Below are 11,220 nucleotides of genomic sequence, written 5' to 3' on the forward strand. Positions count from 1 at the left end.
CCCCTTGCGTGCAACCAGCAGCACCACTGCCCTGATGAGGTCTTAAGTGTCCAATGCCCGTTTCGGGTGCGGTAATTTCGCTGCCTACAATTCCGGCATGGACATCAATCCAATCGAGTTTCGCGGCCAGCCGGCGCTTCGCGCCACTGGTGCCGATGGCAGTGCCTTTACCGTGTCTCTACACGGGGCGCAGCTGCTTTCCTGGACCACGGCCGATGGGGTCGAACGGCTCTACCTGAGCCCGCGCGCCGTGTTCGACGGAGCTGCCGCAATCCGCGGCGGGGTACCCATTTGCTGCCCTCAGTTCAACCAGCGCGGCATGTTGCCCAAGCATGGATTCATGCGAAATCTGCCTTGGGAAAACCGTGGCGTCGACGCTGCATCGAGCGAACTGACCTTGCGGCTGCGCGACAGCGAGGCCACTCGCAAGTTGTGGCCGCATGCTTTCGAGGCACGCCTGCAGGTCAAACTGGCTCCGGGCATGCTGCGCGCCGCCCTCACGCTGCTCAATGTCGATCATGCGCCATTCAGCTTTGCAGCGGCCTTGCATACCTACTTGCGTGTCGACAATATTGCCGACGTGCGGCTGGAGGGCCTGCAGGGCGCCAACCGCTGGGATTCGCTGCGCGACGACCGCCATGTGGAAACGGCGCCCGCACTGCGCTTCGACGCCGAGTTCGACAGCGTCTACGCCGCTCCCGCCAAGCCGCTGCACCTGGTGCAGCCGGACGGCACGCTCGAAATTACGCAAAGCGCGAGCTGCAGCGAAACCGTGGTCTGGAACCCGGGCGCGGTGCTTGGTGCGAAACTTGCCGACATGCCCGAAGATGGCTACCGGCACATGTTGTGTGTGGAGGCCGCGCGCATCGACGAACAGGTGCTGCTCTTGCCAGGCGCCCAATGGCAGGGCTGGCAGCAGCTTCGCGTTCTCTGATTTTCCATTTACGACCGACCATGCTCGCAAAACGCATCATTCCCTGTCTCGACGTTACCGGCGGCCGCGTGGTCAAGGGCGTCAACTTTCTCGAACTGCGCGATGCCGGCGACCCCGTTGAAATTGCGGCGCGCTACAACGCGCAGGGCGCCGACGAGCTCACCTTTCTCGACATTACCGCCACCAGCGACGGCCGCGACCTCATCTTGCCGATCATCGAGGCGGTCGCCTCGCAGGTCTTCATTCCGTTGACCGTAGGAGGCGGCGTGCGCACCGTTGCCGACGTGCGCCGCCTGCTCAACGCGGGCGCCGACAAGACGAGCTTCAATTCGGCCGCCATCGCCGATCCGCAGGTCATCAACGACGCGTCGCAGAAATACGGATCGCAGTGCATCGTGGTTGCCATCGACGCCAAGCGCCGCAGCCCCGAGGAAGCGGCCACCCGCGGCGCCGGCTGGGACGTGTACAGCCATGGGGGCCGCAAGAACACCGGCCTCGACGCCATCGAGTGGGCAACCGAAATGGTGCGCCGGGGCGCCGGCGAAATCCTGCTCACGAGCATGGACCGCGACGGCACCAAGAGCGGCTTCGATCTGGAACTTACCCGTGCGGTGAGCAACGCCGTGAACGTGCCGGTCATTGCGTCGGGCGGCGTGGGCAACCTCGACGACCTGGCCGACGGCATCCAGACGGGCGGCGCCGACGCGGTGCTGGCCGCCAGCATCTTTCACTATGGCGAGCACACGGTCGGCGAGGCCAAAGCCCGCATGGCCGCGCGGGGCATTCCCGTGCGGACCTGATCTGCTTCAGGCCGCTCGGGGTGGGACAATAGCTTCCATGAATTGGCTTGACGAAGTGAAGTGGGACGCGAACGGCCTGGTGCCCGTGATCGCACAGGAGCAGGGCAGCAACGACGTGCTGATGTTCGCCTGGATGAACCGCGAGGCGCTCGAAAAGACCGCCGAGCTCGGGCGCGCCGTGTATTTCAGCCGCTCGCGCAACAAGCTCTGGTTCAAGGGCGAGGAATCGGGCCACGTGCAAACGGTGCACGAGATCCGTCTCGACTGCGACAACGACGTGGTCCTGCTAAAGGTCACGCAACTCGGCCACGAGCCCGGCATTGCATGCCACACCGGACGCCACAGCTGCTTCTTCAGCAAATACGAGAGCGGCCAATGGACCGCCGTCGAGCCGGTCTTGAAAGACCCGGAGTCGATCTACAAATGACGGCCACAGTGAACACCTCCGACGCTCTTGCGCGCCTTGCCGCAGTCATCGAAAGCCGTTTGCCGGCCCATGGCGGCGACCCCGAAAAAAGCTACGTGGCGCGCCTGCTGCACAAAGGCCCGGACGCTTTTCTCAAGAAGATCGGCGAGGAAGCCACCGAGGTGGTCATGGCGGCCAAGGACGCCGACCACGGCGGCGACCGCACAAAAATAGTGAACGAAGTGGCCGATTTGTGGTTCCACACCATGGTGGCGCTGGCGCACTACGGCTCTTCGCCCGCCGAGGTCATTGCGGAGCTCGAGCGCCGCGAGGGCACCAGCGGCATCGAGGAAAAAGCCCTGCGCAAGGCGCAGGCCCGCGAGGCATCCAACGATTGAAAGGACATCTCCAATGGCCAACGACATCGTGAACGTGGAACCCGACGACTCCCTCAAGACCTGGGGCTGGGTCAGCTATATCCTGCACCTGATCGTGGCCATTTGCGCTGTCCTGCCCGGAGCGCAGGCTTCGGTGGCGCTCTTGCTGGTGGCGCTGGTGATCGACTTCGTCAAGCGCGACAACGCGGCGGGCACCTGGCAGGCTTCTCATTTCAGCTGGCGCATCCGGTCGGTGGTGTGGGCCGGCTTGCTTTACGTGGTCACGTCGTGGCTCTGGCTGCTGTTTCTGGTGCCCGGCTGGATCGCCTGGAGCCTGATTTCGCTGTGGTTTCTGTACCGGATCGTGAAAGGCATGATCCGCATGAACGACGGCCGTCCCATGGAACCCAAAGATGTCATCTGATCCGAACTGCGTCTTCTGCAAAATCATCGAAGGCAAGATCCCCTCGCGCAAGGTCTACGAAGACGACGAACTGTTCGGTTTTCACGATATCGCGCCCTGGGCGCCGGTGCATTTCATGCTGGTGCCCAAGAAGCACATCGCCTCCATGGCACAGCTCACGCCTGACGACGCAGCGCTGATGGGAAAGATCATGACGCTCGCTCCCAAGCTGGCGCTGGAGCAAGGCTGCAGGCCCTATCCGGAGGGCGGCTGGCGCGTTGTCATCAACACCGGCACCGAGGGCGGGCAGGAGGTTCACCATCTCCATGTCCATGTCATGGGCGGTCCCCGCCCATGGCTTCGCGGCTGAACATTAGGCCAAACTGTCACATTTAGCCCGACTAAAATCGGACACATTCTTAGGAGTCTTCCATGGGTTCATTTTCAATCTGGCACTGGCTGATCGTGCTGCTCGTCGTGGTCATGATCTTCGGCACCAAGAAGCTGCGGAACATGGGTTCCGATCTCGGCGGCGCCGTCAAGGGCTTCAAGGACGGCATGAAGGAAGGCGGCTCCTCCGATGCGCCCGCCGCTTCGTCGGCCCCCGCTGCCCAGGTGACCGGCCAGCCGGCCAACAGCGACAAGTCGGCAATCGACGTCGAAGCGCGTCAGAAGTCCTGAGCGCGGGTCCTAAGTGCTCGACCTCGGTATTGAGAAGCTGGCGCTCATCGGCGTTGTCGCCCTGATCGTCATCGGGCCTGAAAAACTGCCTCGGGTAGCGCGTACCGTCGGCACCTTGCTGGGCAAGGCGCAGCGTTACGTGAACGACGTCAAGGCCGAGGTCAATCGCTCGATGGAACTCGAAGAACTGCGCAAGATGAAGACCACCGTGGAGGATGCGGCGCGCGACGTCGAGCACAGCATCCATACCGGTGCGAGCGACCTCGAAAAGCAGTTCTCCGGCTCGGGCGAAACCCTTTCGGCTCTGGCCGAACCCGAGCCCTCGGTGCCCGAATACAGGCACCCGCGCAAGAACTGGCGCCTGAAGCAGGGCGCTACGCCGCAGTGGTACAAGGCCCGCAACGGCGTTCGCACCAAGGCGCTCTCGGGTGCCGCTCGCGTTGCCCGTTTCCGCCCCCACAAGATCAACTAGCGGCTTTTCCAACCGCGTTCCTCGCGCGCCGCACGCCGGCCGAAGCCACGCTTTCTCCTGCTCCCTTTCCTTCCAATGGCCGACTCCGACAACAAGAACAAAGACGCAGAAGACGAATTGGCGGGCACCGAACAGCCGTTCGTGCAACACCTGGTCGAACTGCGCGACCGGCTGCTGTATTGCGTCTACGGCCTGGTGGCCGCGGGCGTGCTGCTGGCCATCTGGCCGGGCCCGGGCGGACTGATCGACCTCATTGCCATGCCGATCCAGGCCCACATGCCGCCGGGCGCCAAGCTCATCGCGGTGGGCGTGTTCTCGCCCTTCTTCGTGCCGCTGAAGGTGCTGGGCATGACGGCCGTGCTGCTGGCGCTGCCCTGGCTCATGTACCAAATCTGGATGTTCGTGGCGCCGGGGCTCTATAGCCATGAAAAGAAATTCGCGCTACCGCTGATCTTGTTCGGCAGCCTGCTGGCCTATGTCGGCATTGCGTTCGTGCAGTTCTTCGTGCTCGACAAGATGTTCGGCTTCATCCAGAAATTCACGCCGCCGAGCGTGAATGCCACGCCTGACATCTCGTCGTACGTGGAGGCCATCCTGTCGCTCTACATCGCATTCGGCGTGGCGTTCCAGGTGCCGATCGTCGTGATGCTGCTGGTGAAGTTCGAAATGGTCACCATCGAAAAGCTGCGCTCTTTCCGCGGCTACTTCATCGTCGTGGCCTTCGTCATTGCCGCGGTGCTCACGCCGCCCGACGTTGTGTCGCAACTCGCGCTGGCGGTGCCGATGTGCCTGCTCTACGAAGTCGGCATCATCGGCGCGCGCTACTTCGCAAACGGCACCAAGAAGCCGTCCGAAGAGGAAGAAAGCGCCGATTCATCGGCGTCTTCCTGATCTGATCGGCTGCTGCCCGGCTCCCGCTTGCCCGGTTATTCGGGCTGGTTCGGCACCTGCCGGACGGGGCTCTTGGGCCTGAGGCCCGGCGTCACGTCCAGTTCCATCTTGTCGGTGCCGCGCTGCAGCGCAAAGCGAGCGGTGCTGCCCGGCTTCAGGCCGGCCACGGCCGTCAGCAGGGCCTGCACGTTGTCGGTCTTCTTTTCGCCGACCGAGGTGATCACGTCGCCCGGGCGGATGCCGGCCTTGGCTGCGGGGCCGTTCTGAAGCACGCCGGTGATGATGACGCCGGTATCTGCCTTCACGCCGAAGGTCTCGGCCAGTTCGGGCGAAAGCTCGTTCGGCTCGACGCCGATCCAGCCGCGGCGCACCTGGCCTTCCTTCACGATGCCTTCGAGCACGATCTTGGCCATGGAGACCGGAATGGCGAAGCCGATGCCCATGCTGCCGCCGGAGCGCGAGTAGATGGCGGTGTTGACGCCTTGCAGGTTGCCGTTGACGTCGATCAGCGCGCCGCCCGAATTGCCCGGGTTGATGGCCGCATCGGTCTGGATGAAGTTCTCGAAGTTGTTGATGCCGAGCTGATTGCGCCCAAGCGCCGAGACAATGCCGCTGGTCACCGTCTGGCCCACGCCGAACGGGTTGCCGATGGCAAGCACCTGGTCGCCCACCTGCAGGTCGTCCGAGTTGCCCAGCACGATGGCGGGCAGCTTGTCCATTTCGATCTTGAGCACGGCAAGGTCGGTGTCCGGGTCGGTGCCGATCACCTTGGCGCGTGTGTGGCGGCTGTCGTTGAGCGTGATCTCGATCTCGTCGGCGCCTTCGACCACGTGGTTGTTGGTGAGGATGTAGCCCTCCGAGCTCACGATCACGCCGCTGCCGAGGCCAACCTGGGGCTGGTCGCCCTGGTCGCCGAAGAAAAACCGGAACCAGGGATCGTTGCTGCGCGGATGGCGCTGCGCTGCCTTGCTGGTGTTGATGCTCACCACCGCCGGAGACGCCTTCTTGGCAGCCGCGCTCAGGCTGCCGGCGGGCGCTACCGCGGGCGCGCCCGCCGGGGTCTCGACTATCGAAACCACGCCGCCGAGCGAAGTGGAGCGCCGGTTGATCCACTCAGGCTTGAGCGTTGCAACGACAAAATAGGCCGCCAGGAGGACGGTCACGGCTTGGGCAAAGAGCAGCCAGGTGCGTTTCATGGAATTGGTTAACGGGTAAGCACGCCGTCCGGTGCGGCGCTATGGATCGATTGTCCCTCAACCCCCGGTCACCGGAAAACCGCACCGCGCGGTCGAGATTGGCCAGGGCTCCGGGCGCCAATACGGGATAACCCTTAGCATCGCGAAGCGAGCCCACACGGCTCCGGACTCCGGCCTTCCGCCACGCCCATCCGGCGCACGCGGCCAGGTGTTTCGCCGGCGCGCTGCCTTTTCCGCTTTCAATCCCTTGGCGGTCCTGCGTGCGGCAACGACTTTCCTGCCAGCCATGACCTCTCAAGCCATTTCTTCGGACGGCGCCCGGCCGCTTCCGGCCCGCACGCTCGACTCCCGCGACTACAAGACCCTTGCCTTGTCCGCTCTTGGCGGAACGCTGGAGTTCTACGACTTCGTCATCTACGTTTTCTTTGCCACCGTTCTGGGCGCGCTTTTCTTTCCGGCGGACATGCCCGACTGGCTGCGGCAGTTGCAGACGTTCGGCATTTTTGCCGCCGGCTACCTGGCCCGGCCGGTAGGCGGCATCGTCATTGCGCACTTCGGCGACCTGCTCGGACGCAAGCGCATGTTCACGCTGTCGATCTTTCTGATGGCTGCGCCCACGCTGGTGATCGGCCTGTTGCCCACCTACGCCAGCATCGGCATTGCCGCACCGTTGTTGCTGCTTGCCATGCGTGTGTTGCAGGGTGCGGCCATTGGCGGCGAAATGCCCGGCGCGTGGGTGTTCGTTGGCGAGCACGTGCCGGCGCAACGCTATGGCTTCGGCATTGGCACGCTGACCTCGGGCATTACGGGCGGCATCCTGCTTGGATCGCTCGTGGCCGTGGGCATCAACCGCTACTACCTGCCGGCGGAGGTGAGCGACTTCGCCTGGCGCATTCCCTTCGTGCTGGGCGGCGTGTTCGGCCTGGTCTCGGTGTACCTGCGCCGGTTCCTGCACGAGACACCGGTCTTCAAGGAACTGGCCGACCGCAAGACCGTTGCGCGCGAACTGCCGCTTCGCACGGTGCTGCGCGAGCATCGCGCGGCGAGCATCTACGTGGGCCTGCTCACCTGGGTGTTGTCGGCCGCCATCGTGGTTGTGGTGCTGTACACGCCCACCTACCTGCAGAAGGTGCACCACATTCCGGCTGCGCTGGCACTGGAAGCCAACGCGCTTGCCACGCTGACGCTGACCATCGGCTGCGTGCTGGTCGGCTGGGCCAGCGACCGCATCGGCACGCGCGCCGTCATGCTCATTGGCTGGGGCGGATTGTTCGCGACTGCGTACCTGTTCTACACCGGGCTGCCAGGTACGCCGGCCACGCTGTTCTGGCACTACGGCCTGGTGGGCTTGTTCGTGGGCACCATCGCCACGGTGCCGATTGCCGGGGTGCGCGCGTTCCCGGCGCCGGTGCGCTTTACCGGCCTTTCGTTTGCCTACAACATGTCTTATGCCGTGTTCGGCGGGCTGACGCCCGTCATCCTGACTGTCTGGCTCCAGCACGACACCATGGCGCCAGCGCATTACGTTGCCGTGCTGGCAGCCTTGGGCTTTGTGCTGGCCCTGTGGCCACTGGCGGCACGCGGCCATGCCATGCGAAACGGCAGCGGGAGCGCGACAATGTCGCGATGAGCACCACCCGCCACGAACTGCTGCACGCCTTCGACCTTCTTCTTGCGCCTTCCCGCTTCAAGGACTACGGACCGAACGGCCTGCAGGTCGAGGGCCGCACCGTGGTGCGAAAAATCGTCTCCGGCGTGACCGCCAGCCGCGCGCTGATAGAAGCCGCCATCCATGCCGAGGCCGACGCCATCTTCGTTCACCACGGCCTGTTCTGGCGCGGCCAGGACGCCTGCGTTACCGGCTGGATGAAGCAGCGCCTGAGCCTCTTGCTCGGCGATGACGTCAATCTGTTCGCATATCACCTCCCGCTCGATGCCCACCCAGAGCTTGGCAACAACGCCCAGCTCGGCTTGCAGCTCGGCCTGCTTGCGCATGCGGGTTCTGCCGGGCGCTTTGGCGAACAGGAACTCGGCTTTCTGGGTGCGCGCGAAAACGGCGAGAGCTTTGCCAGCGCCAAGGAGCTTGCAGCCCACGCCGAAAAGGTTCTCGCGCGGCCCGTCACGCTGGTCGATACCGCCCACAAAGCCATCAAGAACATCGCGTGGTGCACCGGCGGAGCCCAAGGCTACTTCGAGGCCGCCATTGCCGCCGGGGCCGATGCGTTCATCACCGGCGAGATCTCCGAACCACAGGCCCACTATGCACGCGAGATGGGTGTTGCCTTTCTGGCCTGCGGGCACCATGCCACCGAACGCTACGGCGCACCGGCAGTAGCGGCCCACGTGGCGGCCCAGCTTGGGCTGAAGCACGAGTTCATCGACATCGACAATCCCGCATGACCGGCAAGGCTCCCATCACCGCTGCCGGAGCGCCTGTAGCGATCACGCTCGGGGACCCTGCGGGTATCGGTCCGGAAATCATCGTCAAGGCCTTTCGCCAGGCGCCTGATGCCACCCGCGGCACCTTCGTGGCCGGCGACGTGGCCACCATGCGCCGCGCCTCACGGGCCCTTGCGCAGCCCGGGCAGCCGGCGTGGCCGGTGGCCGAAATCGAGCACGCCGCCGAGGCCGCTGAAGCGCCCCCCGGGTGCATTCCCGTGCTGCAAGTGGCTGAGCCGCCGGAAAACATCGTGCCCGGCCACATCAGTGCAGAAGCCGGGCGCGTGGCGGGCGACTGCGTGGTGTGGGCTGCGCGCGCCGCATTGCGGGGCGACATTGCCGCCATCGTGACGGCCCCGCTGCACAAGGAAGCGCTGGCCGCGGCGGGCTTTCCTTATCCCGGACATACCGAGTTGCTGCAGGCCGAGGCTGCCGCGCACGCAGGCGTGGCCGTCGACGGCATGCCGGTGCGCATGATGCTGGCCAACGAAGACTTGCGCACCGTGCTCGTCAGCATTCACATGTCGCTGCGCGACGCCATCACAGCGGTGAGTTTCGGCAATGTGCTCGAGACCCTCCGCATCACGCACCGGGCCTTGCACCGCATGCTCGGGCGGGCGCCGCGCATCGGCGTGGCGGGCCTCAATCCGCATGCGGGCGAGGGCGGCCTCTTCGGTTCAGAAGAGCGCGACATCATTGCCCCCGCCATTGCAGCGGCTCGTGCCGAGGGCATCGACGCCAGCGGCCCGCATGCGCCCGACACCGTCTTCATGCGCGCCCGTGCCAAGGCGGGCGTGCCTGGAAGCGGCGAATTCGATGTGGTGGTGGCGATGTACCACGACCAGGGGTTGATCCCCGTCAAGTACCTGGGCGTGGAGAAGGGCGTGAACGTGACGCTGGGCCTGCCGCTGGTGCGCACCAGCCCCGATCACGGCACCGCGTTCGACATCGCGGGCACAGGCACCGCCGACGCGTCCAGCCTCGTCGAGGCGCTGCGCATGGCCAGGACGCTGGCAGGCGCTTAAGGACGGTTCTTCAGGCTGTCGCGAATCTCGCGCAGCAATGCAATGTCTTCGGGCGGCGCGACCGGCGCAGCGGGCGCATCGGCATGAACCTTGCGCAACTTGTTGATCTGCTTGACCATCATGAAGATGATGAACGCCAGGATGATGAAGTTGACCGCAATGGTGATGAAGTTGCCATAGGCCAGCACCGGCACGCCGGCCTTCTTCAGGTCGGCCAGGTTGTTCGCCACGCCCGCCGGTACGGAACCCAGCACGAGGTACAGATTGGAGAAATCGAGCTTGCCGAACACCAGTCCGACCACCGGCATGATGATGTCTGCCACGAGCGAGTCGACGATCTTCCCGAAGGCTGCGCCGATGATCACGCCCACCGCCAGATCGATGACATTGCCCTTGACGGCAAATTCCTTGAATTCACTGAGGATGCTCATGATTTTGATGTGCTGGGCCGCACGGGTGTTGAAGATGCCGCGAGTATGCCTGTGGAATAATCCGCCCGCCTAGAACTGGATCGACACATGGCTGTAGTCCGAAAGAGTTCCACGTTGGCCAGGCGGCTTTAATAATAACGAATCAATCGCCAGCCCCGTACCGAGAAGGCGCAATTCCATTTCAATCGATGAATAGTTTCTGGTTAATGGTCACCGGATTGGGTGACAGCGGCTTTCTATTGCCCGCCGCATTGTGGATTGCAATTTGGTTGGCGGTCGACCGCAGCACGCGTGCTGCTGCGGTGCATTGGACGCTCCTGTTTGGGGGATGCGGTCTTGCGGTCATGTTGTCCAAGCTGGCATTTCTTGGCTGGGGAATCGGCAGCGCCCGTTTCGATTTCACGGGCTTTAGCGGACACACCGCATTGGCAACGAGCGTGTGGACGGTGGTCTTTTGGCTTGCGGCGCTGCGATTTGCACCATTCTTGCGCATTGCGGCAGCCATTGCGGGATGGGCGTGGGGCGTGGCGGTGGGAGTGTCGCGCCTGGCGCTTGAAGTGCATTCCACCGCGGAAGTGGTAACAGGCGTTGTGCTCGGCACGGTTGTGAGCGCAAGCTTTCTCTGGTTGCAGCGCGACAGGCTGGCCATCGTGTCATTGCGAACGCCTCGCTGGCTGGCAGCAGGGGTCGTGGTGCCGTTGTTGTTTTTCGTCATCGTGGGGCGGCCCGCACCCACTCAGTACGCTCTCGAATCCCTTGCCGCCTGGATGGCCGGCATCGAGCGCCCATACAGGCGCGGCGATCTCCTGCACAACCGCGCGCCGGGGCGTGCGCCCGGCAGCAATTCACAGGTGCTTACAAAAGAGCAAACCTTTTAGGAGCTCTCCCGATATGAGTCAATTGTCGCTTGAACGCCACAATTGATCCCATCAACGGGTTAATTGATAGTTCACATTTGCAAGCCGCACGCGGCGGCTTTGCATGTCCACCGAAGGTTTTCATTTCCCAATGAAAAACGGCCCTTCGGCATTGCGGTCGAAAATTCCCCTGCGCGGCCTCGGGATATTCCACAGATAGACACATTTTTTTCGTCTATTCAACGGAAAACGGGTGATGCGCGGGCAGCGACAATTCGGTCGGCGCGCCTGACGACAAAGCGAAGGCC

15 protein-coding genes are annotated in these 11,220 nt (G+C 63.9%); 13 read left to right on the forward strand and 2 right to left on the reverse strand.

The annotated features are described in order from the left end of the window. Window positions 1–97: 97 nt before the first annotated feature. The 9 genes from J2X67_RS01090 to tatC all read left to right on the forward strand — a co-directional run bounded on the left by J2X67_RS01090 (window position 98) and on the right by tatC (window position 4,964). Window positions 98–934 (forward strand): D-hexose-6-phosphate mutarotase, encoded by an 837-nt coding sequence (locus tag J2X67_RS01090; RefSeq protein ID WP_309949725.1) that lies wholly within the window; start codon window positions 98–100, stop codon window positions 932–934. A 20-nt stretch (window positions 935–954) separates the two neighbouring features. Further along, on the forward strand, window positions 955–1,734 hold the full coding sequence (hisF, locus tag J2X67_RS01095; protein ID WP_309949726.1) for an imidazole glycerol phosphate synthase subunit HisF: 780 nt from the start codon (window positions 955–957) through the stop codon (window positions 1,732–1,734). A gap of 28 nt (window positions 1,735–1,762) precedes the next feature. Further along, window positions 1,763–2,161 (forward strand): phosphoribosyl-AMP cyclohydrolase, encoded by a 399-nt coding sequence (gene hisI, locus J2X67_RS01100; RefSeq protein ID WP_309950812.1) that lies wholly within the window; start codon window positions 1,763–1,765, stop codon window positions 2,159–2,161. After that, entirely contained in the window at window positions 2,158–2,538 is a 381-nt protein-coding gene (locus tag J2X67_RS01105) for a phosphoribosyl-ATP diphosphatase (RefSeq protein WP_309949728.1), read from the forward strand. Before hisI ends, J2X67_RS01105 begins: the two co-directional genes overlap by 4 nt. A 13-nt stretch (window positions 2,539–2,551) precedes the next feature. Further along, on the forward strand, window positions 2,552–2,941 hold the full coding sequence (locus J2X67_RS01110) for a hypothetical protein (RefSeq protein ID WP_309949730.1): 390 nt from the start codon (window positions 2,552–2,554) through the stop codon (window positions 2,939–2,941). Further along, complete coding sequence (locus J2X67_RS01115) at window positions 2,931–3,290, forward strand: histidine triad nucleotide-binding protein (RefSeq protein WP_281149347.1); 360 nt, start codon at window positions 2,931–2,933, stop codon at window positions 3,288–3,290. The genes J2X67_RS01110 and J2X67_RS01115 overlap by 11 nt, the downstream gene beginning before the upstream one ends. 62 nt (window positions 3,291–3,352) lie before the next feature. Continuing rightward, window positions 3,353–3,601: a Sec-independent protein translocase subunit TatA gene (gene tatA, locus J2X67_RS01120; protein ID WP_157612539.1), complete on the forward strand. Its 249-nt coding sequence runs from the start codon at window positions 3,353–3,355 to the stop codon at window positions 3,599–3,601. A 13-nt stretch (window positions 3,602–3,614) separates the two neighbouring features. Continuing rightward, window positions 3,615–4,073, forward strand: coding sequence for a Sec-independent protein translocase protein TatB (gene tatB, locus J2X67_RS01125; protein ID WP_157612541.1), 459 nt, complete (start codon window positions 3,615–3,617; stop codon window positions 4,071–4,073). 75 nt (window positions 4,074–4,148) lie between these two features. Continuing rightward, on the forward strand, window positions 4,149–4,964 hold the full coding sequence (tatC, locus tag J2X67_RS01130; RefSeq protein ID WP_309949732.1) for a twin-arginine translocase subunit TatC: 816 nt from the start codon (window positions 4,149–4,151) through the stop codon (window positions 4,962–4,964). 35 nt (window positions 4,965–4,999) lie between these two features. On the opposite strand, the gene J2X67_RS01135 is transcribed toward tatC, so the two are convergent. Next, window positions 5,000–6,160, reverse strand: coding sequence for a trypsin-like peptidase domain-containing protein (locus tag J2X67_RS01135; protein ID WP_309949733.1), 1,161 nt, complete (start codon window positions 6,158–6,160; stop codon window positions 5,000–5,002). A 286-nt stretch (window positions 6,161–6,446) separates the two neighbouring features. Here J2X67_RS01135 and J2X67_RS01140 point away from each other — a divergent pair, with 286 nt between their 5' ends. From J2X67_RS01140 to pdxA, 3 genes are read left to right on the forward strand one after another with little or no spacing between them, the layout of a single operon-like run. Next, the gene (locus tag J2X67_RS01140) at window positions 6,447–7,790 is read left to right on the forward strand and encodes an MFS transporter (RefSeq protein ID WP_309949734.1); all 1,344 of its coding nucleotides are present in this window, start codon (window positions 6,447–6,449) and stop codon (window positions 7,788–7,790) included. Beyond that, complete coding sequence (locus J2X67_RS01145; protein WP_309949736.1) at window positions 7,787–8,560, forward strand: Nif3-like dinuclear metal center hexameric protein; 774 nt, start codon at window positions 7,787–7,789, stop codon at window positions 8,558–8,560. Before J2X67_RS01140 ends, J2X67_RS01145 begins: the two co-directional genes overlap by 4 nt. After that, window positions 8,557–9,624: a 4-hydroxythreonine-4-phosphate dehydrogenase PdxA gene (gene pdxA / locus J2X67_RS01150; RefSeq protein ID WP_309949737.1), complete on the forward strand. Its 1,068-nt coding sequence runs from the start codon at window positions 8,557–8,559 to the stop codon at window positions 9,622–9,624. Before J2X67_RS01145 ends, pdxA begins: the two co-directional genes overlap by 4 nt. On the opposite strand, the gene mscL is transcribed toward pdxA, so the two are convergent. Next, a complete protein-coding gene (gene mscL, locus J2X67_RS01155; RefSeq protein WP_309949738.1) occupies window positions 9,621–10,055 on the reverse strand; it encodes a large conductance mechanosensitive channel protein MscL in 435 nt (144 codons plus the stop codon). The genes pdxA and mscL overlap by 4 nt on opposite strands. 188 nt (window positions 10,056–10,243) lie before the next feature. Between mscL and J2X67_RS01160 the strand changes: the two genes are divergently transcribed. Then, window positions 10,244–10,933, forward strand: a complete 690-nt coding sequence (locus J2X67_RS01160; protein WP_309949739.1) for a phosphatase PAP2 family protein — start codon at window positions 10,244–10,246, stop codon at window positions 10,931–10,933. Window positions 10,934–11,220 lie beyond the last annotated feature (287 nt).

This window comes from Variovorax sp. 3319 (assembly GCF_031456585.1).
GTDB lineage: Bacteria > Pseudomonadota > Gammaproteobacteria > Burkholderiales > Burkholderiaceae_C > Variovorax > Variovorax paradoxus_P.

Coding starts and splice junctions, on each gene's coding strand:
- tatC (WP_309949732.1), top strand. CDS start 4,149: ATGGCCGACTCCGACAACAAGAACAAAGACGCAGAAGACGAATTGGCG.
- tatA (WP_157612539.1), top strand. CDS start 3,353: ATGGGTTCATTTTCAATCTGGCACTGGCTGATCGTGCTGCTCGTCGTG.
- J2X67_RS01160 (WP_309949739.1), top strand. CDS start 10,244: ATGAATAGTTTCTGGTTAATGGTCACCGGATTGGGTGACAGCGGCTTT.
- mscL (WP_309949738.1), bottom strand. CDS start 10,055: ATGAGCATCCTCAGTGAATTCAAGGAATTTGCCGTCAAGGGCAATGTC.
- J2X67_RS01135 (WP_309949733.1), bottom strand. CDS start 6,160: ATGAAACGCACCTGGCTGCTCTTTGCCCAAGCCGTGACCGTCCTCCTG.
- J2X67_RS01105 (WP_309949728.1), top strand. CDS start 2,158: ATGACGGCCACAGTGAACACCTCCGACGCTCTTGCGCGCCTTGCCGCA.
- pdxA (WP_309949737.1), top strand. CDS start 8,557: ATGACCGGCAAGGCTCCCATCACCGCTGCCGGAGCGCCTGTAGCGATC.
- J2X67_RS01145 (WP_309949736.1), top strand. CDS start 7,787: ATGAGCACCACCCGCCACGAACTGCTGCACGCCTTCGACCTTCTTCTT.
- J2X67_RS01115 (WP_281149347.1), top strand. CDS start 2,931: ATGTCATCTGATCCGAACTGCGTCTTCTGCAAAATCATCGAAGGCAAG.
- J2X67_RS01090 (WP_309949725.1), top strand. CDS start 98: ATGGACATCAATCCAATCGAGTTTCGCGGCCAGCCGGCGCTTCGCGCC.
- hisF (WP_309949726.1), top strand. CDS start 955: ATGCTCGCAAAACGCATCATTCCCTGTCTCGACGTTACCGGCGGCCGC.
- J2X67_RS01110 (WP_309949730.1), top strand. CDS start 2,552: ATGGCCAACGACATCGTGAACGTGGAACCCGACGACTCCCTCAAGACC.
- J2X67_RS01140 (WP_309949734.1), top strand. CDS start 6,447: ATGACCTCTCAAGCCATTTCTTCGGACGGCGCCCGGCCGCTTCCGGCC.